This is a genomic window from Roseovarius indicus (assembly GCF_008728195.1).
GTDB classification, from domain to species: Bacteria; Pseudomonadota; Alphaproteobacteria; order Rhodobacterales; family Rhodobacteraceae; genus Roseovarius; species Roseovarius indicus.
In genome coordinates this window covers 5,098,614-5,122,781 of the sequence record NZ_CP031598.1, presented here as the reverse complement: position 1 = coordinate 5,122,781, position 24,168 = coordinate 5,098,614, and the positions used below count along the sequence as shown (strand labels likewise).

The 24,168-nt window shown below is 65.1% G+C and carries 29 protein-coding genes; 16 read left to right on the top strand and 13 right to left on the bottom strand.

Features of this window, described 5'->3' with window-relative positions; all coding sequences use genetic code 11:
* Nucleotides 1–49 precede the first annotated feature (49 nt).
* Entirely contained in the window at nt 50–1,300 is a 1,251-nt protein-coding gene (locus tag RIdsm_RS24710; RefSeq protein WP_057812519.1) for a glycerate kinase type-2 family protein, read from the bottom strand.
* 143 nt (nt 1,301–1,443) lie between these two features.
* Between RIdsm_RS24710 and crcB the strand changes: the two genes are divergently transcribed.
* The 9 genes from crcB to RIdsm_RS24665 all read left to right on the top strand — a co-directional run bounded on the left by crcB (nt 1,444) and on the right by RIdsm_RS24665 (nt 9,757).
* A complete protein-coding gene (crcB, locus tag RIdsm_RS24705; protein ID WP_057812521.1) occupies nt 1,444–1,824 on the top strand; it encodes a fluoride efflux transporter CrcB in 381 nt (126 codons plus the stop codon).
* Complete coding sequence (locus RIdsm_RS24700) at nt 1,821–2,864, top strand: RluA family pseudouridine synthase (RefSeq protein WP_057812523.1); 1,044 nt, start codon at nt 1,821–1,823, stop codon at nt 2,862–2,864. Before crcB ends, RIdsm_RS24700 begins: the two co-directional genes overlap by 4 nt.
* On the top strand, nt 2,861–3,544 hold the full coding sequence (locus tag RIdsm_RS24695; RefSeq protein WP_057812525.1) for an HAD-IA family hydrolase: 684 nt from the start codon (nt 2,861–2,863) through the stop codon (nt 3,542–3,544). The genes RIdsm_RS24700 and RIdsm_RS24695 overlap by 4 nt, the downstream gene beginning before the upstream one ends.
* Nucleotides 3,541–4,254 carry an ATP12 family chaperone protein gene (locus tag RIdsm_RS24690; RefSeq protein ID WP_057812527.1) on the top strand — a complete coding sequence of 238 codons (714 nt, stop codon included), beginning with the start codon at nt 3,541–3,543 and terminating at the stop codon, nt 4,252–4,254. The genes RIdsm_RS24695 and RIdsm_RS24690 overlap by 4 nt, the downstream gene beginning before the upstream one ends.
* A 202-nt stretch (nt 4,255–4,456) precedes the next feature.
* Nucleotides 4,457–5,476 (top strand): amino acid ABC transporter substrate-binding protein, encoded by a 1,020-nt coding sequence (locus tag RIdsm_RS24685; protein WP_057812528.1) that lies wholly within the window; start codon nt 4,457–4,459, stop codon nt 5,474–5,476.
* Between the two features lie 134 nt (nt 5,477–5,610).
* A complete protein-coding gene (locus tag RIdsm_RS24680; protein ID WP_057812530.1) occupies nt 5,611–6,879 on the top strand; it encodes an amino acid ABC transporter permease in 1,269 nt (422 codons plus the stop codon).
* A gap of 1 nt (nt 6,880) precedes the next feature.
* Nucleotides 6,881–8,203 carry an amino acid ABC transporter permease gene (locus RIdsm_RS24675; RefSeq protein ID WP_057812533.1) on the top strand — a complete coding sequence of 441 codons (1,323 nt, stop codon included), beginning with the start codon at nt 6,881–6,883 and terminating at the stop codon, nt 8,201–8,203.
* A 15-nt stretch (nt 8,204–8,218) separates the two neighbouring features.
* On the top strand, nt 8,219–9,010 hold the full coding sequence (locus RIdsm_RS24670; protein ID WP_057812535.1) for an amino acid ABC transporter ATP-binding protein: 792 nt from the start codon (nt 8,219–8,221) through the stop codon (nt 9,008–9,010).
* Nucleotides 9,011–9,307: 297 nt separating this feature from the next.
* Complete coding sequence (locus RIdsm_RS24665; protein WP_057812537.1) at nt 9,308–9,757, top strand: COG4315 family predicted lipoprotein; 450 nt, start codon at nt 9,308–9,310, stop codon at nt 9,755–9,757.
* 65 nt (nt 9,758–9,822) lie between these two features.
* On the opposite strand, the gene RIdsm_RS24660 is transcribed toward RIdsm_RS24665, so the two are convergent.
* The 12 genes from RIdsm_RS24660 to RIdsm_RS24605 form a co-directional block, all read right to left on the bottom strand.
* Nucleotides 9,823–10,314: a SixA phosphatase family protein gene (locus RIdsm_RS24660; protein WP_057812539.1), complete on the bottom strand. Its 492-nt coding sequence runs from the start codon at nt 10,312–10,314 to the stop codon at nt 9,823–9,825.
* A complete protein-coding gene (locus RIdsm_RS24655; RefSeq protein WP_057812541.1) occupies nt 10,311–10,943 on the bottom strand; it encodes a hypothetical protein in 633 nt (210 codons plus the stop codon). Before RIdsm_RS24655 ends, RIdsm_RS24660 begins: the two co-directional genes overlap by 4 nt.
* The gene (locus RIdsm_RS24650) at nt 10,940–11,734 is read right to left on the bottom strand and encodes a sterol desaturase family protein (RefSeq protein ID WP_057812543.1); all 795 of its coding nucleotides are present in this window, start codon (nt 11,732–11,734) and stop codon (nt 10,940–10,942) included. The genes RIdsm_RS24655 and RIdsm_RS24650 overlap by 4 nt, the downstream gene beginning before the upstream one ends.
* Nucleotides 11,735–11,794: 60 nt before the next feature.
* Nucleotides 11,795–12,658, bottom strand: a complete 864-nt coding sequence (gene argB / locus RIdsm_RS24645; protein WP_057812545.1) for an acetylglutamate kinase — start codon at nt 12,656–12,658, stop codon at nt 11,795–11,797.
* 75 nt (nt 12,659–12,733) lie between these two features.
* The gene (locus RIdsm_RS24640; RefSeq protein WP_057812547.1) at nt 12,734–13,228 is read right to left on the bottom strand and encodes a hypothetical protein; all 495 of its coding nucleotides are present in this window, start codon (nt 13,226–13,228) and stop codon (nt 12,734–12,736) included.
* Nucleotides 13,225–13,707, bottom strand: coding sequence for an RNA pyrophosphohydrolase (locus tag RIdsm_RS24635; protein WP_057812549.1), 483 nt, complete (start codon nt 13,705–13,707; stop codon nt 13,225–13,227). The genes RIdsm_RS24640 and RIdsm_RS24635 overlap by 4 nt, the downstream gene beginning before the upstream one ends.
* On the bottom strand, nt 13,704–15,716 hold the full coding sequence (locus RIdsm_RS24630; RefSeq protein WP_057812551.1) for a M3 family metallopeptidase: 2,013 nt from the start codon (nt 15,714–15,716) through the stop codon (nt 13,704–13,706). Before RIdsm_RS24630 ends, RIdsm_RS24635 begins: the two co-directional genes overlap by 4 nt.
* Nucleotides 15,717–15,795: 79 nt before the next feature.
* Nucleotides 15,796–16,842 (bottom strand): HesA/MoeB/ThiF family protein, encoded by a 1,047-nt coding sequence (locus RIdsm_RS24625; protein ID WP_057812553.1) that lies wholly within the window; start codon nt 16,840–16,842, stop codon nt 15,796–15,798.
* On the bottom strand, nt 16,842–17,297 hold the full coding sequence (gene dut / locus RIdsm_RS24620) for a dUTP diphosphatase (protein ID WP_057812554.1): 456 nt from the start codon (nt 17,295–17,297) through the stop codon (nt 16,842–16,844). Before dut ends, RIdsm_RS24625 begins: the two co-directional genes overlap by 1 nt.
* Before the next feature lie 51 nt (nt 17,298–17,348).
* Nucleotides 17,349–18,542, bottom strand: coding sequence for a bifunctional phosphopantothenoylcysteine decarboxylase/phosphopantothenate--cysteine ligase CoaBC (coaBC, locus tag RIdsm_RS24615; protein ID WP_057812556.1), 1,194 nt, complete (start codon nt 18,540–18,542; stop codon nt 17,349–17,351).
* 69 nt (nt 18,543–18,611) lie between these two features.
* The gene (locus RIdsm_RS24610; protein ID WP_236553164.1) at nt 18,612–19,355 is read right to left on the bottom strand and encodes a ChaN family lipoprotein; all 744 of its coding nucleotides are present in this window, start codon (nt 19,353–19,355) and stop codon (nt 18,612–18,614) included.
* 17 nt (nt 19,356–19,372) lie between these two features.
* Nucleotides 19,373–20,206, bottom strand: coding sequence for an RNA polymerase factor sigma-32 (locus tag RIdsm_RS24605; protein ID WP_057813282.1), 834 nt, complete (start codon nt 20,204–20,206; stop codon nt 19,373–19,375).
* A 152-nt stretch (nt 20,207–20,358) separates the two neighbouring features.
* Here RIdsm_RS24605 and cobU point away from each other — a divergent pair, with 152 nt between their 5' ends.
* The 7 genes from cobU (at nt 20,359) to RIdsm_RS24570 (ending at nt 24,168) form a co-directional block, all read left to right on the top strand.
* Nucleotides 20,359–20,880, top strand: coding sequence for a bifunctional adenosylcobinamide kinase/adenosylcobinamide-phosphate guanylyltransferase (cobU, locus tag RIdsm_RS24600; RefSeq protein ID WP_057812560.1), 522 nt, complete (start codon nt 20,359–20,361; stop codon nt 20,878–20,880).
* Nucleotides 20,877–21,449, top strand: a complete 573-nt coding sequence (locus RIdsm_RS24595; RefSeq protein WP_074939937.1) for a histidine phosphatase family protein — start codon at nt 20,877–20,879, stop codon at nt 21,447–21,449. The genes cobU and RIdsm_RS24595 overlap by 4 nt, the downstream gene beginning before the upstream one ends.
* A gap of 59 nt (nt 21,450–21,508) precedes the next feature.
* Nucleotides 21,509–22,381 carry a glutathione S-transferase gene (locus RIdsm_RS24590; protein WP_057813286.1) on the top strand — a complete coding sequence of 291 codons (873 nt, stop codon included), beginning with the start codon at nt 21,509–21,511 and terminating at the stop codon, nt 22,379–22,381.
* A 66-nt stretch (nt 22,382–22,447) separates the two neighbouring features.
* The gene (locus RIdsm_RS24585; protein WP_057812562.1) at nt 22,448–23,020 is read left to right on the top strand and encodes a helix-turn-helix domain-containing protein; all 573 of its coding nucleotides are present in this window, start codon (nt 22,448–22,450) and stop codon (nt 23,018–23,020) included.
* A 10-nt stretch (nt 23,021–23,030) separates the two neighbouring features.
* Nucleotides 23,031–23,420, top strand: a complete 390-nt coding sequence (locus tag RIdsm_RS24580) for a GFA family protein (protein WP_057812565.1) — start codon at nt 23,031–23,033, stop codon at nt 23,418–23,420.
* Nucleotides 23,417–23,785 carry a GFA family protein gene (locus RIdsm_RS24575; RefSeq protein WP_057812567.1) on the top strand — a complete coding sequence of 123 codons (369 nt, stop codon included), beginning with the start codon at nt 23,417–23,419 and terminating at the stop codon, nt 23,783–23,785. Before RIdsm_RS24580 ends, RIdsm_RS24575 begins: the two co-directional genes overlap by 4 nt.
* Nucleotides 23,782–24,168 (top strand): GFA family protein, encoded by a 387-nt coding sequence (locus tag RIdsm_RS24570; protein WP_057812569.1) that lies wholly within the window; start codon nt 23,782–23,784, stop codon nt 24,166–24,168. Before RIdsm_RS24575 ends, RIdsm_RS24570 begins: the two co-directional genes overlap by 4 nt.

The window sequence follows — 24,168 nt, the reverse complement described above, 5'->3', positions numbered from 1 at the left end:
GGATATTGGAAACCAAGAAGAAACCAGGTGTGGCGCGTTGGTGCTGCCGTCAGCTCAATGGTTCGATCAGGATGGCACGGAAGTCGTTCACATTCGTGAGCGTGGGGCCGGTGACGACCTGATCGCCGATGTTATCGAAGAAGCTGTGGGCATCGTTGCGGTTCAGTGCTTCGGCAGCGTCGGGGCCTTTGGTCAAGGTGTCCGGACCGATGACAGCGCCGGCGACCTCGGCCGCGCCGTCGACACCATCGGTGTCGCAGGCGATGGCATGGATGCCCGGGGCGCCATCCAGCGCGAGGGCCAGCGCGAGGGCGTATTCCGCGTTCGGCCCGCCCACGCCATCGCCGCGGCGGGTGACGGTGAGTTCACCGCCGGAGAGCAGCAGGAGCGGGGCGGCGCCGGGGGTCAGGCTTGCCTGTGCCTCCAGCGCCTGGCGGGCGTGCCTGGCGGCGATCTCGCGCGCTTCGCCTTCCAGCGCGTCGCCGAGGACTTGCACCTCGCAGCCCTCCGAGCGGCCCAGTTCTGCCGCCGCATCCAGTGACTGCGACGGTGCGGCATAGATCACGTTCTCGACCCGGCTCAGCCGTTCGTCATCGGGCGCCAGCGGGTCGCCGCCCTTGCGGAGGTAGGCCGTGACCGACTCGGGCGGCGTGACCTTCCAGCGGTCCAGCGTGTCGAGCGCCCGCTGGGCGTCGCCCGTGTCGCCCACGGTCGGGCCGCTGGCGATATCGGCGGGGTTGTCGCCGGGCACGTCGGAGATCATCAGCGCCAGCATCCGGGCGGGGTAGGCGGCGGCGGCGAGCTTGCCGCCCTTCACCGCCGAGATCTGCTTGCGGATGCCGTTGATGTCGCCGATCGGCGCGCCGCTGGAGAGAAGCGCATCGGTCAGCTGCCGCTTCTCGTCGAGCGTGATGCCCCCGGCGGGGGCGTTCAGCAGGGCCGAGCCGCCGCCCGAAATGAGGGCAAGCACGACGTCATCTTCGCCGAGCCCTTCCAGCAGGTCGAGCATCCGCCGGGTCGCCTTCGTGCCGGCCTCGTCGGGCACCGGGTGGGCAGCTTCGACGATCTCGATGCCCTTGCAGGGGCGGGCATAGCCGTAGCGGGTGATGACCAGCCCCTCGCAGGGGCCGTAGACCGCCTCGACCGCCTCGGCCATCCGGGCGCTGGCCTTGCCGGCGCCGACCACCACGAGCCGGCCCTCGGGTTTCGGCGGCAGGCAGGCGGCGAGGCTCTGCATCGGGTCGGCGACCTCGACCGCCCGGTCGAACAGGCGGCGCAGGAAGGGGAGGGGGTCTTGCATCGTTGCGGTCTCCTCGGTTGGTCAGGCGCATCCTAACGCCGGCGAGGTGGCGCTAACAGTGCATTCGCGACACGTCGGGTCTCGCTGTCGCCAAGGACCGGTCCAGCTTGACAAATGCGGGGTGGCAAGCGACAGACGCGGCCATGGTGACGACCCTTCTTCACGTGGCTCTTGGCGGTGCAATCGGCGCCTCGGCCCGCTATCTGACCTCGGTGGCGGCCATGCGGCTGATCGGGCCCGGCTTCCCGTGGGCGACGCTTTTCGTGAATGTCGTGGGTTCCTTCCTGATGGGTGTGATCGTCGTGCTGCTGGCCCGCGAAGGCGGGACGCGGGCGGCGGGACCGTTCCTGATGACAGGGCTGTTGGGCGGGTTCACCACCTTCTCGGCCTTCTCGCTGGATGCGATCACGATCTACGAGCGCGGGCAGGTGGCACTGGCCGGGGCTTACGTTCTGGCGTCGGTGGTACTGTCACTCGCCGCGATCGTGCTGGGCCTGACGCTGATGCGGGCGGTGTGGCAATGAGCGGCGTTCAGACCCTGACCGTGGCCGAGGGCGATGCCGACCAGCGGCTCGATCGCTGGTTCAGGCGGCAGTTTCCGCATGTGCCGCAGGGCCGGATCGAGAAGATGTGCCGCAAGGGCGAGCTGCGCGTCGATGGCGGGCGGGTGAAGGCCTCGACCCGGCTGGAGGCGGGGCAGCAGGTGCGCGTGCCGCCGCTGCCGGAGCCGGGAGAGGCGCGGCCGGTCGAGAAGCCGGCCGTGTCGGATGCAGACGCAAAGATGATCCGCGAGGCGGTGATCTATCGCGACGATCACATCATCGCGCTGAACAAGCCGCCGGGCCTGCCGGTGCAGGGCGGCAGCAAGCTGACACGCCATGTCGACGGGCTGGCCGAGGCGCTGCGCTTTGGGCTGGAGGAAAAGCCGCGCCTGGTGCACCGGCTCGACAAGGATACCTCGGGCGTGCTGATCATGGCGCGGACGCGGGCCGTGGCAGCCAGCCTGACGGAGGCGTTCCGGCATCGCGACACGCGTAAGATCTACTGGGCCGCCATTGCCGGCGTGCCGACACCGCGGGCCGGAACGATCCGTTTCGGCCTCGTGAAGGCGCCGGGTCACGGCAAGGGGGGCGAGGGCGAGAAGATGCTTTGCCTGCACCCCGGCGAGGTGGAGCGCACCGAGGGCGCGAAGCATGCGACGACCGATTACATCGTGATCGAACCTGCAGGCACGCGCACCGCCTGGGTTGGCCTTGTGCCGGTTACCGGCCGCACGCACCAGCTGCGGGCGCATATGGCCGAGTTGGGTCATCCGATCGTGGGCGATGGCAAGTATGGCGGGTCGGGGCAGGAGAACCTGGGCGACGGCTGGGGCGCGCAGCTGGGCGGAGAGGTGAGCCGCAAGCTGCACCTTCATGCCCGGTCGCTGACGCTGACCCACCCGGTGACGGGCGCGCGGCTGCACCTGACCGCGCCGCTGCCGGCGCATATGGCGCGGACATGGGAGATGTTCCAGTGGCAGCCGTCCGAGGCGCCCGAAGACCCGTTCGAGGAGATCGAATGACCGCGCCGCTGAAGCTTGTGATTTTCGATGTCGACGGCACGCTGGTCGACAGCCAGGGCGATATCGTGGCCGCCATGGCCAACGCCTTCGACCGGGCCGGGCATCCGGCGCCGAGCCGCGAGGCGACGCTGGGGATCGTCGGGCTGTCTCTCGACAAGGCCATTCCACGGCTCGCGCCCGAGCTTGGGCCGGAGACGCACAGCGCCATGGTCGAGTGGTACAAGGACGCCTATGTCGCGCTGCGGGCACAGGCGGGTGCCGCGGCATCGTCGCCGCTTTATCCGTATGCCCTCGAAACGCTCACGGCCCTGCACGCGCAGCCGGAAACGCTTTTGGGTGTGGCCACCGGCAAATCGCGCCGCGGGCTCGACAAGCTGTTCGAAGCGCATGACCTGGCCCGCTATTTCGTCACTTGCCAGGTCAGCGATCACCACCCCTCCAAGCCGCACCCGGCGATGCTGCAGGCCGCGCTGTCGGAAACCGGGGTCGAGGCGCGTGACGCGGTGATGATCGGCGACACGACCTATGACAGGGATATGGCCCTGGCCGCCGGTGTGCCGTTCATCGGTGTCTCGTGGGGGTATCACGACGTTGACGCGCTGACCGGCGCTGCGGCCATCCTGCGGGATTTCCGCGAGTTGCCGGGCATCCTGACCAATATCTGGGAGGCTGCGGCATGAGCGAATGGAAGGCCAAGCGGTTCTGGAAGGAAGCGCAGGTAGTCGAGGCCGAGGGCGGCTTTGCGGTCGAGCTGGACGGCCGGCCGGTGCGGACGCCGCTGAAATCGGCGATGACCCTGCCGTCGCGTGCGATGGCCGAAGCGGTCGCCGCGGAATGGGATGCGCAGGAGGGCGAGATCAAGCCCGTCAGCATGCCGGTCACCCGCGCCGCCAATGCCGCCATCGACAAGGTGACCCGGCAGCACGGGGAGGTTGCCGAGATGCTTGCCGCCTATGGTGACAGCGATCTGCTGTGCTATCGCGCCGACAGCCCGCAGGAACTGGTCGAGCGCCAGGCCGAGGCCTGGGACCCGCTGCTGGACTGGGCCGACGCCACGTTCGGCGCGCGGCTGATCCCGGTCGAGGGCGTGATGCACGCGCCGCAGAATCCCCGTGCGCTCGAGCGGCTTGCCGCGCCGGTGCACGCGATGGATGCGTTCCGCCTGACGGCGTTTCACGATCTCGTGGGGATATCCGGTTCGCTGGTCATCGGTCTCGCGGCGATCCACGAAGTGAAGGATATCGGGACGTTATGGCGTCTTTCGAGGATCGACGAGACGTGGCAGGAAGAGCAGTGGGGCATCGACGAAGACGCCCGTGCACAGGCAGCGATGAAAGAAAGTGACTTCTATGCTGCAAAGCGGTTTCATGATCTTGCGCATGCAGCATGACTGACCGCAACCCATTGGGTGACGCATGGGAAACTCCATGATTTGGCCATCGTTTTTCGTGATCCGGGGCTTGACGTGCGTCGATGAATCCACACAAACTTGCGGGCACTGACGGGGGCTCTCCCCAAATACAGTATCGCTCCGGCCTCTCTGGGGCCGTTAAACCGTTCTGGAAAGAGCGGACAATCAGGAAGAGGTAAAAATGAAAAAATCCGTATTTCTTGGTGCGCTGACTGTCGCCGGCCTTTCGGCTGGCGCTGCTGCTGCCGGCACGTTGGATGACGTAAAGGCACGCGGCACGCTGAACTGCGGCGTGACCACCGGCCTCGTCGGTTTTGCGGCACCTGACGCAAACGGCGTATGGGAAGGCTTCGACGTCGGCGTCTGCCGTGCCGTCGCTGCCGCTGTTCTGGGTGACTCGATGGCTGTCGAGTTCGTGCCGACCACGGGTAAGACGCGTTTCACCGCACTCGCCTCGGGCGAAGTCGACATGCTGGCCCGGAACACCACCTGGACCTTCTCGCGCGACGTCGACCTGAAGTTCGAATTCACCGGCATCAACTACTATGACGGTCAGGGCTTCATGGTTCCCTCCGCGCTGGGCGTGAGCTCGGCCAAGGAACTCGACGGCGCCACGGTCTGCATTCAGACCGGCACCACCACCGAGCTCAACCTGGCGGACTACTTCCGCTCGAACAACATGAACTACGAGCCGGTGCCGATCGAAACCAACGCCGAAGCGCAGCAGCAGTACCTGGCTGGCGCGTGCGACGTCTACACCACCGACCGTTCGGGCCTCGCGGCCACCCGTGCCGCGTTCGAGAACCCGGGTGATCACACCATTCTGCCCGAGACCGTATCGAAAGAGCCGCTTGGCCCGCTCGTGCGTCACGGCGACCACGAATGGGGTGACGTCGTTCGCTGGACCCTGAACGCGCTGATCGCGGCCGAGGAAATGGGCGTCACCAGCGCCAACATTACCGACATGGCAAGCTCGGCCGGTGACAATCCGGAAATCAACCGTCTGCTCGGCACCGAGGGTAACCTCGGCGAGATGCTGGGCCTCGAAGCCGACTGGGCCGTCAAGGCGATCTCGGCTGGCGGCAACTACGGTGAGCTGTTCGAGCGCCACATCGGCGAGAACACCCCGATCGGGCTGGCCCGCGGGCTGAACGCCCAGTGGAAAGACGGCGGTCTCCTCTACTCGCCGCCGTTCCGCTAAGACAGGACTTCGAAAGGGCGCGGATCACTCCGCGCCCTTTCACTACCTACGATCCTTCGAGATAAGAAAATCGGCCCACGGCGCGAAAAGCTGCCGCAAAAAACAAACCGGGCTGAACAACGGGGACTTCCAGAATGACATCAACGACCGACCCGCATACGGAGTCGTTCCGACTGTCCATGCTGATTTACGATACCCGGTATCGCTCGACCACAATTCAGGTGGTCGCGCTGATCGGGTTTCTCCTTCTGATCGGCTGGCTCATTTCCAACACCGCCCAGAACCTTCAGGACCTCGGCAAGGAACCGTCCTTCGACTTCCTGTTCGAGCCGGCGGGCTATGACATCAACCAGCGCCTGATCGAGTATACCTCGCGCAGTTCGCACCTTCGGGCCGCGTTCGTGGGGCTTCTGAACACGCTTCTCATCGCGGTGATGGGCTGTGCGCTGGCGACGGTGCTTGGCGTGCTGATCGGTGTGCTGCGGCTGAGCAAGAACTGGCTCGTCTCGAAGATCATGACGGTCTATGTCGAGATGTTCCGCAACGTGCCGGTGCTGCTGTGGATCGTGCTTTTCATGGCGATCCTGATCGAGACCCTGCCGCCGCCAAGCGCGTTTCGCGGTGACGATCCGGATGCGACGATGAAGGTGTTTGACACGGTCGCCTTGACGAACCGCGGCATCTATGTTCCCGAACCGCTGTTTTCGCGCAGCCTTGGCGAGGTGCATCTCTTCGGCCAATCGGCGGTGAACTTCGATATCAGCCTCAACCTCGTGGCAATCATCGCCGTTCTGGTTGTGGGCATCTTCATTTCCGGCCGTATCCGCGACAGGGCCGACGCTATCCAGAACAAGACCGGCCTGCGCCCGACCACGTGGTACCTGCGGCTGGGCGTCGTTTTCGTTCCGCTCATCATCCTGCTGGTCGCCCTTGGCTTCCACCTTGGCTACCCGGAGCTGAAAGGTTTCAACTTCGGTGGCGGGACGCATATGCGCAACTCGCTCATCGCGCTGTGGCTGGCGCTGTCGCTCTATACCGCGGCCTTCGTGGCCGAGATCGTGCGTGCGGGCATCCTTGCCATCAGTCATGGCCAGACGGAGGCCGCCGCGGCACTTGGCCTGAGGCCCCGTCGGATCATGGGGCTCGTGGTGCTGCCACAGGCGCTTCGGGTCATCATCCCGCCGCTGATCTCGCAATACCTGAACCTCACCAAGAACTCGTCGTTGGCGATCGCGGTGGGCTACATGGACATTACCGGCACGCTGATGGGCATCACCCTCAACCAGACCGGACGCGAACTCGAGACGGTGCTGCTGGGCATGCTGATTTACCTGACGCTCTCGCTTCTGATTTCGCTGGCGATGAACTGGTACAACAATCGCGTCAAACTGGTGGAGCGGTGACATGAGTGAAATGCATGCAGAAACCGTAGGCTATGTCCGCGACACCATGCTGCCCGAGCAGGACCCGCCGGCCTCGTCCGTGGGCGTGATCGGCTGGCTGAGAGAGAACCTGTTCTCGGGGTGGTTCAACACCGTGGTGACCATCCTTTCGCTCATCTTCATCTACTGGGTGTTGTCTATCATCGTGCCTTGGACTTTGTCTCCGACATGGTACGCCACATCGCTCAGCGAGTGCCGTGAAATCCTGAGCGAGATGGGCCGCGAGGGCCACTTCGGCGGCGCCTGCTGGGGGGTTATCCGCGACCGTTGGGTGCAGTTGCTCTTCGGGTTCTACCCGAGCGATCTGTACTGGCGCCCGATCCTTGCCTTCGTGCTGCTCTTCGTGGCGCTGGGGCCGGTGCTCTTCAGCGAATATTTCCCGGCCAAGCTGATCTGGTTCTCGGCGCTCTACCCGTTCCTGATGCCCTGGCTGCTTTGGGGCGGGTCGGTCTGGACGCCGCTGACGGTCATTGCCGGGCTCGTGGTCGGTTACTTCGTCTTCAAGGCGGTAAGCGCTGCGGCGGGGTCTCTGACCGGGCTCATCGCGTCGGTGATCGTTGCCATCGTGTGGTGGGTCTTCCTCGTCGGGCCGGTGTCGGGGGTGATCAATTCGGTCATCCCGCTCGGGTTCGAACTGGTCGACAGCCGCAATTTCGGTGGGTTCATGCTGTCGCTGACCATCGGCGTCGTGGCCATCGCCATCTCGCTGCCGCTGGGCATTCTGCTGGCACTTGGGCGCCGGTCGGACCTGCTGATCGTCAAGGCGCTCTGCGTGGGCTTCATCGAGTTCATTCGGGGCGTGCCGCTGATCACCCTGCTGTTCGTGGCCTCGACGCTGCTCAACATCTTCATGCCGCCGGGCACGAATTTCGACATCATCCTGCGGGTCATCATCATGGCCACCCTGTTTGCCTCGGCCTACATGGCAGAGGTGATCCGGGGCGGCCTGGCAGCCCTGCCCAAGGGTCAGTACGAGGGCGCCGACAGCCTCGGCCTCGACTACTGGCAGGCGCAGCGGCTGATCATCATGCCGCAGGCGCTGAAAATCTCGATCCCGGGCATCGTGAGCACCTTCATCGGCCTCTTCAAGGACACGGTTCTCGTGTCGATCATCGGCCTTCTGGACCCGCTGGGCCTGTCGAACGCCATCCGCGCCGACTCGGATTGGAACGGCATCGTGTGGGAGCTTTACGGCTTCATCGCGTTGATGTTCTTCATCTTCTGCTTCGGCATGTCCCGTTATTCCATGTATCTGGAGCGCAAGCTTCAGACCGGCCACCGCTAAGAAAGGATCGCAACCATGTCTGACGTCATGGCAGAACGCGAAATCGACCGCTCGCAAATGAAGGTCTCCGATGAGGTGGCCGTCGAAATCAGCGGAATGAACAAGTGGTACGGCGCATTTCACGTGCTCCGCGACATCAACCTGACGGTCAACCGGGGCGAGCGTATCGTCATCGCCGGCCCGTCGGGGTCGGGGAAATCCACGCTCATCCGCTGCATCAATGCGCTGGAAGAGCACCAGCAGGGCAAGATCGTCGTCGACGGCACGGTGCTGTCGAACGACCTCAAGAACATCGACAAGATCCGGTCGGAAGTCGGGATGGTGTTTCAGCACTTCAACTTGTTCCCGCACCTGACCATTCTCGAGAACTGCACGCTGGCGCCGATCTGGGTGCGCAAGGTTCCCAAGAAGGAAGCCGTGGATACGGCGATGCACTTCCTCGAGAAGGTGAAGATCCCCGAACAGGCCAACAAGTACCCCGGTCAGTTGTCGGGCGGTCAGCAACAGCGCGTGGCGATCGCCCGGTCGCTTTGCATGAAACCGCGGATCATGCTGTTCGACGAACCGACCTCGGCGCTCGATCCCGAGATGATCAAGGAGGTGCTCGACACCATGATCGAGCTGGCGCAGGAGGGGATGACCATGCTCTGCGTCACCCACGAGATGGGCTTTGCCCGCCAGGTCGCCAACCGCGTGATATTCATGGACCAGGGCCAGATCGTGGAACAGAACGAGCCGGAAGAGTTCTTCAACAACCCCAAGAGCGACCGCACCAAGCTGTTCCTCAGCCAGATCCTCGGTCACTGAGGCCTCAGATCACTGGCGCGGGTCGCGCCTTGCAGACAAGGACGCGAGGGCGGGAGTTTTCCCGCCCTCATTTTTTTGCGCCCGTCCGCATGTGAGCGCCAATAACAACGGTTTTCCGGCGGCCTTTCCACGGTCGTGACAACGCTCGGCACAACGCTGCCCCTTCAGAGACGCTCTTGCAGCGGCGCTGTGGCGCTTCGGGCCGATGTCCGAGGCGCACAGCGGTATTTTCGGTCGCTGCAAATCGAAACCAGCGGTCCGGGACGGACCACAGACAAGACAGAACAGGAATTAAACATGAAGGTACTAACCCTCATCGCGGCAACCGCGCTTACACTCACGGCCGGTGCCGCCGTGGCCGGTGACTATGGCCACTACAACGGCTACAAGACCCAGAGCGCCTACAAGTCGCAAAAGACCTACAAGGCGCAGAAGAGTTACGAGGCTGCGCCGACCAAGGTGTCGCTCAAGATCGTGACCGACAACAACGACCGCACGCTCTACATCTTCGACAACGACAGCCGCGGCGCCAGCAATTGCTACGGCGGCTGTGCGACCGACTGGCCGCCCTACTATGCGCCGGCCGATGCGACGCCCTATGGCCATTACTCGGTGATCCAGCGCAGTGACGGCACCTACCAGTGGGCCTGGAAAGGCTGGCCGCTCTACTACTGGGACGGTGACAAATACCCGGGCGATCGCGGCGGTGACGGCATCGGTGGTGTCTGGCACATCGTACACAGGTAAGCACCGTGCTCCGGTGGCCTGTTTATGAGTGTGGTGCAGTGCCGCCGGAGCCTTCCCGCCAGTTGTCAGCCGGTCAGCTCGCGGGGGATGACGAAATCCACCGCCTTGCCGGTTCCGGTGCCGACCTCGTCCCACGCGTCGATATCGAAATCCGCGACAAGTGTCGCGCAGGTGGGATAGTCGAAGAACCTCGGGTGCGGCGGCGGTTCTGCCACGAGCGTCTGGGCAAACCAGCCGATACCGGGGTTGTGACCCAGCATCAGCACCGTGTCGCCCGTGGCCTTGCGCAGCACGCGTAGCATGTCTTCGGGCCCGGCATGGTAGAGGTCGTTCGTGAACTCCGCATCGCAGAGAATATTGAGGCCCGCGAAGGTCTCCCGCGTGCGGACGGAATCGGAGCTTATCGTCTGGTCGGGCAGGTAGTTCTTGTGCTGCAACCATTCGCCTACCACGCGCGCCGACACCCTGCCGCGGCCGTTCAGCGGGCGCGCGTGATCGTCCTGGCCGGGGGTGGCCCAGCTGGACTTGGCGTGCCGCATCAGGATCAGCCGCTTCATTTGAAAGCCCTCATGTGAAAGGAAGATTGCGCCTCGAGCCTGCCATAGTTCCGGCTGACAGGGCAAGCCCGCCGCACGGCGCAGCCGCGGGTCATGCAGTCGTTGCCGGGTCGGTCGAGATCGGTCTTGCAGGCGGCCACATCGTAGCTGCCGCTGGCGAAGGCATCGACAGGGCAGGCGGTGAGACAGGGTCGGGTTTGACAGGTCTCGCAGGGGTTGGGCGGTGGCGCTGGCGCCTCGATCCGCTCGGCAAATCCAAGGGCGCCGCGATAGGAAATCATCAGACCGGCCGTATCATGCACCAGCAGCCCGACGGGCGAGCTGTGCGCCCGGCCGCTGGCCTTGGCCCACGCGATGAACGGCTGGTAGGGCGGGCCGCCGAACGGGAAGAACGGCGTGGCGCCCAGCCTCTCGGCCATCCCAGTGATGACCCGGAGCGACCAGCGGTCAAGCGGGTGGGGCGTGTCATCGCGATATTCCGGCGAAGCGGTGAAGGCGGGCCAGAAGCCCGGCTCCAGCGGCCCGAGCAGGACCAATGTCGCCACTCCCTCGGGCAGGTCATCCTGTACGACACCCATCACCGCCAGATGCTCTGCCCCGGCGACGGTTTCTATGTCGGTCAGCCTCATTTGCGCTGAAACGGCAGGCCGAGCGACCAGCCGAGCTTCGAGGGCCGGTCATCCTGCCATTCCAGCCCCACGGTCATCCCGTCATGCCCCTTGTCGGGCTGGGGCACGTAAGTGCCGAACAGCCTGTCCCAGATCGACAGGGCAAAGCCGTAGTTGCTGTCATGCTCGCGCCGGTGGATCGAGTGGTGCACGCGGTGCATGTCGGGCGTCACCATCACCTGCCGCAGTACTGCGTCGAGCCAGAGCGGCAGGCGCATGTTGGCATGGTTGAACATGGCGGTCCCGTTCAGGATGATCTCGAACAGGATCACCCCCAGCGCCGGCGGGCCGAGAAGGTAGACGAGGCCAATCTTCAGCAGCATGGAAAGCGCAATCTCGACCGGGTGGAAGCGGATCGCGGTGCTGACGTCGATGTCACGGTCGGCGTGGTGAACGCGGTGGATGCGCCACAGCACCGGCACTTTATGGGTAATGAGGTGTTGTGCCCAGATGGCGAAGTCGAAGATCAGCACCGTCGCGAGAACCTTGACCCAGTAGGGCCAGCCGACACCGTTCATGAGGCCCCAGCCCTGCGCCTCGGCATCAAGCGCGGCGCCCACCGCCAGTAGCGGCAGCGCCAGCGCCAACGCCCGAAGCGCCAGCGTGTCGAGGATGACGATGGCCCAGTTGGTGATCCACCGCCGCCCGCGCGGCTGCGTGCGTTGCCGCCGGGGCGCCAGCGCCTCGATGCCCGCAAAAAGCACGAACAGCCCGATAAAGACCGAGAGCCGGATGACGGTTTCGTTTTCCATGCGCCGGACCCTAAGCCAAATCAGGGCGCTGGCAAGCGGCACCCGGTCGCAATCGCGCGATCAGCCTGCCCGGATGAGAGAGCCCGCACCATGCTCGGTGAACAACTCGAGCAGCACGGCATTGGGCGCCCGCCCGTCGATGATCACCACCGCCCGCACGCCGCCGTCGATGGCGTTGAGCGCGGTTTCGGTTTTGGGGATCATCCCGCCGGCGATGACCCCGTCGCGGATCATGTCGTGGATCTGGGTGGCGGTAAGCTCGGTCAGAACATTGCCGTCCGGGTCTTTCACGCCGTCCACATCCGTCAGCAGCAAGAGGCGGTCGGCCTTGAGCGCGGCGGCCACGGCACCGGCGGCGGTGTCGCCGTTGATGTTGTAGGTCTCGCCGTTGCGGCCAGACCCCAGCGGGGCGATCACGGGGATAGTGTCATCGCTGAAAAGCGTGCGCAGGATCGCCGGATCAACGTCGTTCGGGTCACCGACCAGCCCCAGCGCCGGGTCGGCCGGGTCGCAGGTGATCAGGTTGGCATCCTTGCCCGACAGGCCCACGGCCTTGCCGCCCTGCCGGTTGATCGCCTGCACGATGCGCTTGTTGACGCGGCCCGACAGGACCATCTCGACCACTTCCATCGTGGCCTCGTCGGTGACCCGCTTGCCGCCGACGAAATCCGACTTGATCTGAAGCTTCTCGAGCATCTCGTTGATCATCGGGCCGCCGCCATGCACGATCACCGGGTTCACACCGACCTGCCGCATCAGCACGACATCGCGGGCGAAGGTTTCCATCGCCTCGTCGCTGCCCATGGCGTGGCCGCCCAGCTTGATGACGACAATGGCCCCGTCATAGCGCTGCAGATAGGGCAGGGCTTCGCTGAGGGTTCTGGCGGTGGCGATCCAGTCGCGGTTCATCTCTCGTTTCTTCATCCCGTGATCCCTTGTTGGGGCCGGGTTATCCCCGCAACAGGGCCCGGCATCAAGAGATTATCCGCGTTTGGCGTGTTATCGTTCGGGCTTGCAAGCGCCGCCCTGCATGCAATGGACCGCCGTGTTCAGCATCGCCTCGTCCGGCTCGGGGAAGCTGGTGCTGGAACAGGGATCGAGCGTAAGCACAGGGCCGCTGTCGCGCAGTTCGACGAAGCCGAGGATTTCAGCACCTGACGCCGCGCCGGCGCACCATGGGCCGAAACAGCGCACGTCGAGCGTGATCGGCTTGTCGAAAGGGGTCGTGAACCCCTCGGCCGACAGGGACTGGCCGGTCAGTTGCGCGGGAAGGGGAGTGCTGTCGGGGGTCGAGGCCTGATCCTGCATGTCGGTCTTCGGCAACTTCGACGCGTCGAAGGTCAGCACGCCGTGCACGGCGACATACCGTTCTTCCGCCTCGTCGAGCTGCAGATAGGTCCGCGCGACGTCAGGCGCGAGGCAACTGAGCGCCAGCGCAGGGCCAGGCACCGCCACCGAAAGAGCCAGCAGGATTGCATTGCGGATCGGTCTCATAGCTTGTCCTCGAACTCCTCGAGCACCCGGCGGTAGACCTCGCGCTTGAACGGCACGATGGCATCGACCAGCTCGCCGGGCGGCAGCCAGCGCCACTCGGAGAACTCGGGGTGCAAGGTGGCGATATTGATGTCGTCGTCGCTGCCTTCGAACCGCAACAGGAACCATTTCTGTGTCTGCCCGCGGAACTTCCCGCCCCAGATACGCGGGGCAAGGTCGGCGGGCAGGTCGTAGGATATCCAGCCCTCGGTCTCGGCCTCGACCGTGACCAGCGCGGGCAGAACGCCGGTTTCCTCCCACAGTTCGCGCAGCGCGGCGCGCTCGGGCTCTTCATCCTCGTCGACGCCACCCTGCGGCATTTGCCAAGCCGGATCCTTGTTGTCGATCCGCTGGCCGACAAAGACCTCGCCTTCCTTGTTGGCCAGCATCACGCCGACGCAAGGCCGATAGGGCTTTTCCTTGATGTCCTCTTCACTCATGCCGCCAGCCCCCGGCCTTTCAGCAATGCCTCGACGCCGGGCATGCGCCCGCGGAACGACAGGTAAAGGTCATCCGCCTCGCGCGAGCCACCGGTCGAGAGGATGTTCTCTTCCAGCGATTTCGCCGTCGCGGCATCGAAGGCATCCCCGGCTTCGCGGAACGCCTCGAAGGCGTCGGCATCCATCACCTCCGACCACATGTAGCTGTAATAGCCGCTGGAATAGCCGTCGCCGGCAAACACATGGGCGAAATGCGGGGTGGCATGACGCATGCCGATGGCGTGAGGCATGCCAAGCTCTTCCAGAACCTCGGCCTGTTTCGCCATCGGGTCGTCGGGCGCCTTGCCTTCGTGGAAGGACAGGTCGACCAGCGCCGAGGCGACATATTCGACCGTCTGGAAGCCCATGTCGAAATTCGCAGCCTCCAGAACCTTGTCGAGCATCGCCTTGGGCATCGCCTCGCCCGTCTCGGCGTGGGTGGCGAACTCCTCCAGCACGCGGGGCACTTCCAGCCAGTGTTCATAAAGCTGGCTGGGCAGCTCGACGAAATCGCGGGCCACGTTGGTGCCCGACAGCGATTCGTAGGTCACGTTCGAGAGCATCTGGTGCAGGGCATGCCCGAACTCGTGGAACAGCGTGCGCGCATCGTCATAGCTCAGCAGCGCCGGGTTGCCCTTGGCGAAGTTGCAGACGTTGATGACGACGGTGCCTTGCTCCCTGGGGAACTTGGCCTGCCCCCGCATCGCGCTGCACCATGCGCCCGAGCGTTTCGAGCCGCGCGCGAAATAGTCGCCGATGAACACCGCCACGTGGCGGCCATTGCGCGTCACCTCCCAGGCCCGGCAATCGGCGTGATAGAGCGGCACGTCGAGACGTTCGAACTCCAGCCCGAACAGGCGATTGGCACAGGCAAAGGCCGCCTCGATCATCCGGTCGAGTTGCAGGTAGGGCTTGAGTGCGGCCTCATCGAGGTCATGCTCGGCCTTGCGCCGCTTCTCGGCGTAGTAGCGCCAGTCCCACTTCTCGAGCGGGCCGTTGACGCCGTCTTGCTGCATCATATCGGTCATCGTCGCGGCATCGGCCTCGGCCTGCGCCTTGGCGGGGGCCCAGACATCCATCAGCAGGCTCTTCACCGCCTCTGGGGTCTTGGCCATCTCGGTGTCGAGCTTGTAGGCGGCGAAGCTGTCATAGCCCAGGAGCCGCGCGCGCTCTTCGCGAAGTTGCAGGATCTCGGCGGCGATGGCGCGGTTGTCGGTCTCGCCGCCATTGGCGCCACGCGCGGCCCAGGCTCGAAACGCCTTTTCCCGCAGGTCGCGACGGGGCGAGAATTGCAGGAACGGCACGATCAGCGACCGCGACAATGTGATCACCGGCCCGTCTTCGTCCTTCTCCTGCCCGGCCTCGCGGGCGGCGTTCACGAGGAAATCGGGCAGCCCTTCCAACTCGTTCTCGGCCAGGACCATGTGCCAACCCGACTCGTCGGCCAGCAGGTTCTGGGTGAATGCCGTGCCCAGTTCGGCCAAACGCGACATGATATCCCGCATCCGGGCCTCTTCGGCCCCCTCCAGTGCCGCGCCGGCCCGGACAAAGCTGCGCCGGCTGAGATACAGAAGCCGTTCCTGCTCGGGCGACAGGTCAAGGGTATCGCGTTTCTCCCACAGCGTTTCGATCCGCTGGTAGAGCGCCTTGTTGGAATAGACCTCGGACGAATAGGCCGCCAGCTTAGGGCTGAAAGCCCGCTGCAGTTCCTGCCGCTTGGAGTTGGTGTCGGCCCCGGCCACGGTGAAGAACACGGAAAGCACCTTGTCGAGCTGCTTGCCGGCCAGTTCCAGCGCCTCGATCGTGTTGGCGAAGCTTGGATCGGCCGGGTCGTCGGCGATCGCCGCGATCTCGGCGCGCGCTTCGGTCAGGGCGGTTTCGAAGGCGGGGGCGAAATGGGCATCCTCGATCTGGTCGAACGGGGCGATTTCGTGGGGGGTGGACCAGTTGTCCAGCAGCGGATTTGTCATGGGACATCTCTCCTTTGAAAGGGAAGCTAGGCACTTTGACCCGGATCGGCAATGCCGCCCGGCGCAGATGTGACAGGTCTCAGCCGTCCTGCGCCGGCGTGCCGCAGACCGGGCAATCGGCGCGCCGCGACAGACCGATCTTGCGCGTTTCGCCAAAAAGCGCGTCGTGGATCAGCATTTCACCCCGTAAGGGCGCGCCCGCCCCGGTGATCACCTTCACCGCCTCGGCCGCCATCATCGTGCCGAGGACGCCGGGCAGCGGCCCCAGAACGCCCGCCTCGGCACAGCTCGGCGCCAGTTCGGCCGCCGGCGCCTCGGGGAAGATGCACTGGTAGCAGGGCGTGCCCCTGGCGGTGTCGAACACGCTCAGCTGCCCTTCCCATTGCGACAAGGCACCGGAAATCAGCGGCTTGCCGGTTGCATGCGCCATGGCGTTCGACAGGTACCGGGTCTCGAAATTGTCGGTACCGTCGAGGATCAGGTCATATTCGGCGAACAGCTCTTCCGCGACATCCTCTGACAGCCTGCGGTGATAGGGGCGCACCACCACGTTGGGGTTCTGCGCGCGCATCGCGTCGGCGGCGGAATGGGCCTTCGGCCGGCCTATGTCGGCGTCGCGGTGAATCACCTGCCGTTGCAGGTTGGAATTCTCGACGATGTCGCCGTCGATCACCCCGATCGTGCCGACACCCCCGGCCGCCAGGTAAAGCAGCGCCGGGGACCCAAGGCCACCCGCGCCGATCACCAGCACACGCGCCTCCTTAAGCTTCTTCTGACCCGGCCCGCCGATTTCGCGCAACACAATGTGCCGGGCGTAGCGGTCAAGCTCGGCCTCGGTGAAGAGGCCTTTGCGCTCCGGCTCCTGCTTGTCCTGCGCCCGCTTCTTCAGGGCCCGCAGGCCCTTCCGGTAGACCAGAACCATCGCCACGAACCCGCCCAGCATCAGCCAGAGCGCCGGGCTTTCCCCGGTTGCCAGCCGCAACGGGTGCCCATCAGGCAGGATCAGGTGCAACAGCACCACCCCGATCCACAGCATCAGGATCATGCCCAGCCTGACCCGGTGCGGGGTGCCAAGCACCATGCCCAGCCCCCAGAGCGCCGCCGCGATGACCAGCACCAGAAGCATCAGCCGGCCCCCGTCGAGCCGAACCCGCCTTCGCCTCGGGCCGTGTCGTCGAGGCTCTCGGCAAGCTCGAATTCCGCCTGCACAACCGGCGCCACGACCATCTGGGCGATGCGCATGCCATGTTCGATGCGAAACGGCTCCTGCCCGGCATTCATCACGATCACGCCCAAAGGCCCGCGATAATCGCTGTCGATCGTGCCGGGGCTGTTGGGCAGGGTGACGCCATGCTTGAGCGCCAGGCCCGAGCGTGGCCTGATCTGTACCTCGTAGCCCCCCGGTATCGCCAGCCGCAGCCCGGTGGGCACCAGACCCCGCGCGCCGGGGGCAAGCTCGACAAAGCCGCGATCCGGCAAATTCGCCCGCAGATCGGCCCCCGCGGCGCCCGCGCTTTCATAGGATGGCAGGCCCAGAGACCTGTCCGCCCCCTCGTCCCAGACAAACCTGACCGTTACCATGCCCGCTCTCTCATCTTTCCGAAAATACTCCCGCCGGAGGCGTTCTGCCGGTCACTCAAGCGCATCGGCGACCTTTTGCGCCAGACGGTCGGCCACCTGTGCCTTGGTCATGCGTGGCCATTCCTCGGCGCCTTCGGCGGTGATCAGCGTCACCGCGTTCTCCTGCCCGCCCATGATGCCCGTGGCGGGGCTCACGTCATTGGCGAGGATCCAGTCGCAGCCCTTGCGCTGGCGCTTCGACGTGGCGTTCTCGATCACCTCGTCGGTCTCGGCGGCGAAGCCCACGACCAGGCCGGGGCGACCCTCTGCCAGCTTGGAAACCGTTGCAAGGATGTCGGGGTTTTCCTCGAACTCCAGCGCCGGCATGCCGCCCTTTGTCTTCTTGAGCTTCTTGTCAGAGGCGCTCTTGACCCGCCAGTCGGCGACGGCGGCGGCGAAAATTGCGGCGTCGGTGGGCAGGGCGGCTTCGACAGCCGTCAGCATCTCGCGGGCCGAGCCGACGCGCACCACCTCAACGCCCTCGGGCGGGGGAACGTCAGCCGGGCCGGTCACGAAGATCACCTCGGCACCCAGCCCCGACAGGGCACGCGCGATGGCCGTGCCCTGCGCGCCGGAAGACCGATTGGCAATGTAGCGTACCGGGTCAATCGGCTCATGCGTCGGGCCGGAGGTGACAAGCACCCGCTTGCCCGCCAGCGGCCCGTTGCCCAGCCGCGCCTCGGCCGCCGCCACGATCTCCAGCGGTTCCGCCATTCGCCCGGGGCCATATTCGCCACAGGCCATGTCCCCGTCATTCGGCCCGACAAAGGCAATGCCGTCGCCCTTCAGAGTGGCGATGTTGCGCCGGGTCGCCGCGTGTTCCCACATCCGCACGTTCATCGCCGGGGCGACCAGAACGGGCGTGTCGGTGGCCAGCAGCAGGGTCGAGGCAAGGTCATCCGCCTGACCCGTCGCCATCTTCGCCATCAGGTCGGCAGTGGCGGGGGCAACCACGATCAGGTCGGCGCTGCGGCTGAGCTCGATATGGCCCATCTCGGCCTCGTCGGTGAGGTCGAAGAGGTCACGGAACACCTTCTTCCCGGCCAGCGCCGACACCGATAGCGGCGTGACGAATTCCTCGCCCGCCCGGGTCAGAACCGGCGTCACCGAAGCGCCGCGCTCGCGCAGACGGCGGATCAGGTCGAGCGCCTTGAAGGCAGCGATCCCGCCGCCGATGATCAGCAGAATGCGTTTTCCAGCCAGCATCCGCACCCCCGGTGTTCCTGTCCGCCCGACAGTAGGGGTAGCCCCATGGCGTTACAAGAGCGGACGGCCCTAGCGGAACGCCTCGCAGGGGTCGTCACGCTGGGCGGGCGGGGCGGAAAGAACCTCGTCGAACCCGCCCACAAGCGGCATCTCGTTTTCGGTCTGGCCGACGACATGCACCTCAAGCTCCGGCGCGGCCAGAGCCAGGAGCGCGGGCATGCCCCAATCGCGCCGGGCATGGCCGTTGCCGGTGATCACCACGACAGGGCCGCCCGTCTCTTCGTGTGCCTCAAGCGCCATCCGGGCCAGCATGGCGTCGCGCAGCCGCTGGATGCGTACCATCCCGGGCAGCATCTCCTCGGGGATGGCGTTGCAATGGGCCTCCATCTGCAGCGCTTCGCGCGCGTCCTGCTGGTGCTGCGGCAACGGTTCATCCAGCCCGAAGCGGGCGGCGTTGCCATCCATCGGGCCGTCGAACCCGCCGTCCATCGCCGCGCGCGCCTCGTCCCGGCCCACGCCGGCGCCATAGATCCGGGCGTCGGGGGCGGCGGCGAAAATGGGGTAATACATCGCGAAATCGGGCCAACCGCTGTTTTCCCAGTCCAGCGCCTTGGCCAGGGCGTCGGCATCGCCGCGCAGCTCGGGCGTGATACTGTTTGCCTGCTCCGGCGTCAGCATCTCGAAGACCAGCGCGCGGGGCGCGATGTTCTGAACCCGCTCGGCCTGTGCGGCGTGGTGCGCGGGGTTGTCATGAACTTCCCCCAGAACGGAAATGTCCTGCGCCGTGGCGGCACAGGACAGTGTCGAAAACATCAAAAACAGAAGGCTTCTCATGCGAGAAGGTTCTGCACCTCAGAGCCGTGACGTTCAAGGTGCTTCCGCATTTTCTGGAACGCGGCCGCCTCGAGCTGGCGCACGCGCTCCTTGCTGAGGCTCAGTTCACTTCCGAGGCTCTCCAGCGTGCGCGGATCGTCGCGCAGCTTGCGCTCGCGCACGATGAACCGCTCGCGGTCATTGAGGCGCGACATCGCATCGCCGAGCCACAGGCGCAGCGCACCGTTGTCGTGGTCCTTCTCGACAAGCTCGTCACCCCGGGCGCCGTCGTCTTCGATCGTGTCGATCCACTCGCGGCCTTCGTCTTCGGTCGACTGAGTGGCGTTGAGCGAGAAGTCGGTGCCCGAAAGACGACCTTCCATCATCTCGACATCGCGCAGCGGCACGCCCACCTCATGCGCGATCATCTCGCGAAGCTGGTGGCCGTCAAGCTCTTCGCCGCGGGCCATCGCCTCGCGCTCGATCCGGGCCTGAACCCGGCGCATGTTGAAGAAGAGGGATTTCTGGCTGCTGGTCGAGCCGGTGCGCACCATCGACCAGTTGCGCATCACGTAATCCTGGATCGACGCCTTGATCCACCAGACGGCATAGGTCGAGAAGCGCACCCCGCGATCGGGGTCGAACTTGTCTGCCGCCTTCATCAGGCCAAGGCCGGCTTCCTGGATCAGGTCGTTCATCGAAGCGCCGTACCGCCTGTACTTGGCGGCCATCGAAATGGCGAGGCGCATATAGGCTGTAATCAATCGGTGAAGGGCTGCTTCGTCACGTTCATCGCGCCAGGCATAGGCAAGGCTCAGCTCGGTTTCCGCATCGAGAAGCTCGGCTTTCATCGCGGCCCGTGACATGTCTGTGGGTTGGTCTGCGTCAAGCGGCATTGTATTCCCCCTGCTAGGGCAGACCTTGGTGATCTGCTCTTTTGTCGACATTCACCCGGTGATACGCACATAAGATCGCATTGGATCAATAAAAAGGGCGGTGAATAATGCTTCCGGGTTTGAGCCTTGTTCTGGGTGGCGCCGCATCGGGAAAATCTGTTTTCGCAGAAGGGCTTGTCAAGGGATCGGGCCGCAACCTGATTTATTTCGCGACGGCCCGGGCGCATGACGCGGAAATGCGCGAAAAGATCGAACGGCACCAGCGACTGCGCGGATCGGGCTGGCGCACGATCGAAGAGCCGATCGATGTCGGCCGCACCCTCGCCGGCATCAGCGGCGACACCTGCGTCCTGGTCGATTGCGCCACCATGTGGCTGAGCAACAACCTTCTTGCCGAGAACGATCTGGAAGAGGCCGAGGCCGGTCTGATGGCCGGGCTTTCGCTCTGTGCCGCTCCGGTCGTGATCGTCTCAAACGAGGTGGGCCTGTCGGTCGTGCCCGAGAACGCCCTCGCCCGCCGCTTCCGCGAGGAACAGGGCCGCCTGAACCAGAAGCTTGCAGCCAAGGCCGGGCTGGTGGTCAACGTGGTGGCCGGCCTGCCGCAGGTCCTCAAGGGCGAGCTGCCTTGACCCGCCTGCACTGGGTGCGTCACGGGCCGACCCACGCGAAGACCATGGTCGGTTGGTCCGACCTTCCCGCCGACCTGAGCGATAGCGCGCGGCTGGAGCGGTTGTCGCGCCACCTTCCGGACGAAGCGGCGGTGGTTTCCTCGGACCTCATGCGCGCTGTCCAGACGGCGGATGCCATCGCCGGTGACCGGACTCAGCTCGCCCCCGACCGCGACCTGAGGGAAATTCACTTCGGGGAATGGGAGCTGCAGGCTTTTGATGGGGTTCCCGACAAGGCGCTGCTCCGGTCGTTCTGGGAAACACCCGGCGATATCTGCCCGCCCGGCGGCGAAAGCTGGAATGCCTTTACGGCGCGGGTGAATACTGCCATCGACCGTCTGCTGAAGGCCCATCCGGGGCGTGACCTGATCGTCGTGGCGCATATGGGCACGATCCTGACCCAGGTGCAGCGGGCGCTCGGCATATCGGGCTATGACGCCTTTGCACACAAGATCGACAACCTGTCCGTCACTGAATTGCATTGTGTCGCGGGCAACTGGGACGCAGTTTCGATCAATCACTGTCCGTGATGCATGACCCCACGAAATGACGTTTCGCGATGCCGCGCCGGCGGTATAGCCTCCGCGTCATGACATATGACCTTTTCATCGGCGATCGCGCCTTTTCCAGCTGGTCCCTGCGGGGTTGGCTGATGTTCGAGAAATTCGGCCTTCCCTGCCGGGTTCACATGGTCGGGCTGTATGACGGCACCATGCAGGCCGACCTGGCCGATCTGGCGCCCGCGCGGCTGGTGCCGGTCATGCGCGATGCCGACGGCGTCGTGGTGGGTGACACGCTGGCGATGGCCGAAACGTTGGCCGAGCGCCACCCGGAGGCCGGGCTGTGGCCTGCCGATCCGGTGGCGCGGGCGCTGGCACGCTGGATCGTGGCCGAGATGCATTCGGGCTTCGGCGCCCTGCGCGGCGACTGTCCGATGCAGCTGCTGCACCAGCTCGAGGGGTTCGTGCCCTCCGAAGCCGTGCTGGCCGACCTCGCACGGATCGAAGAGCTCTGGTCGATGGTACGGGCGCGACACGGTCAAGACGGCCCGTGGCTCTTCGGAGACTACTCGCTCGCCGATGTCTTCTATGCGCCCGTGGCAGCGCGTATCGCCGGTTATGGTTTGCCGGTCGGCCAGACAACGCAGGATTACGTCGATCTGACCCTGTCCGAGATGGCCTTTCGCCGGTGGCGTGCCCTCGGCCTGACCAAGAGCTACGATCCGGTGCCCTACGACATGGACCTTGCCAAACGCGCCTGGCCCGGCCCGCCGCCGCGCCCGGCCCGGGCTGTCGAGAGCGGTGACGCGGAAAATGCCACATGCCCCTATTCCGGCAAGCCGGTGACGCACCTTCTGGAAACCGGAGGGCGCATCTTCGGCTTCTGCAACGCCACCTGCCGCGACAAGACGGTGAACGACCAGGACGCATGGCCAGCTTTCGTGGCGCTGCGTGAAAAATGACTTGATAATTTCACGGAATCGCCGCAGCGTGAAAAACGGAACAGATTTTTCACGAGGACCTCTCCGTTGGATCACAGCAACCCCAGCCGTCTTCGCACGCTCGGCGCCGATCTTCGCGCCCTGCGCAAGGCGCGGGGCCGCACGCTGTCGGATCTTGCGGAAACGCTGGGCAGGTCTGTCGGCTGGCTGAGCCAGGTCGAGCGCGACCTGTCCGAGCCCTCGATTTCCGATCTGCGCCAGATCGCCGAGGCGCTGGGCGTGCCGATGTCGCTGCTGTTCGGCCATGCCAGCGCGCCGGCCGACGAACAGGGATATGTCGTGCGCGCCGGGGCGCGGCGGCCCATGGGCTCGGGCGAGGAAGGGCTGATCGAGGAGCTGCTTTCGCCCGATCTGACCGACGATTTCGAGGTGATCCATTCCACCTTCCAGCCGCGATCGAAAATGCAGAAACCCGCGAAACGCCCGACGCAGGAGGTAGGTTATGTCATCTCGGGCAAGCTCGACCTCAGCCTTGGCGGGCGGCGCTTCACGGTCGGCCCCGGCGACAGCTTCCGTTTCCGGGGCGAGGAATACTTCTGGGACAACCCTTATGACGAACCCGTGGTGGCGATCTGGGTGATCGCACCGCCGGTGTATTAGGGGGCGCGCAATGGCAAGCGGAGGATGTCTTTGCGGGGCGGTGCGATTTCGGGTCGAGGCCGAGTTGCGCGACCCGATCGCCTGTCATTGCAAGCAGTGCCGTCAGCAATCGGGGCACTTCTTTTCGGCCGTGCCGGCCCCAAAGACGGCGTTGCATTTCGAGCGCGACGATGGCCTGCGCTGGTACCGCCACACCGATACCGCCATGCGCGGATTCTGCGGCGAATGCGGGTCTTCGCTTTTCTGGCGCGGCGACGAGGGGCCCGGTGTCATGGTCGCGATGGGCGCGCTCGACGATACCGGCGACATGAAGCTTTGCGGCCATTACTGGGTCGATTTCATGGGCGACTACTATGACATCGACGATGGTCTCCCCCACCATGAAGGATTGACGACATGACAACCGGACGCTGCCTGTGCGGCGACATCACCTTCACCGTGAAAACCAAGCCCACCGGCGCGTCGGTCTGCCATTGCGGACAGTGCCGGAAGCTGTCGGGCCACCTGTGGGCTTCGGCGCAGGCCCCGGTGGCCGAGGTGGACATCGAGGGAGCGGTGCATTGGTACGCGTCCAGTGCCACGGCGAAACGCGGCTTTTGTCCGCGCTGTGGGTCGTTCCTGTTCTGGAAGGCGCATGACGAGGACATGATCAGCTTTGCCCTCGGTGCGCTGGACGAACCGACGGGGCTCACGCTGGAAAAGCACATCTTCACTGCCGACAAGGGCGACTACTACGACATCAAGGACGGGCTGCCGCAGAAATGATCACCGGATCCTGCCTTTGCGGCGCGAACGCCTTCGAACTGGATGCCGCGCCCGGCCCGGTGACCGCCTGTCATTGCGGGCAGTGCCGGCGCTACTCGGGATTTCACGCCGCCAGCATCGATTATGATGCGAAAGACATGCGCTGGCTGCGCCAGGGTCACCTGTCGCGTTTCACCCACCCGGGCGGCAGCACGCGGGTCTTCTGCGGCACCTGCGGCACGAAGCTTTGGTTCGAATACGCGGATGGCGGCCTCAGCCTCGAGGCCGGGGTGATGGACGCGCCGACCGGCGCGCGGCTCGCCGAACATATCTTCGTCGCCGACAAGGGCGACTTCTACGACATCGCGGACGGGTTGCCGCAACAGCAGGGATGGGAAGACTGA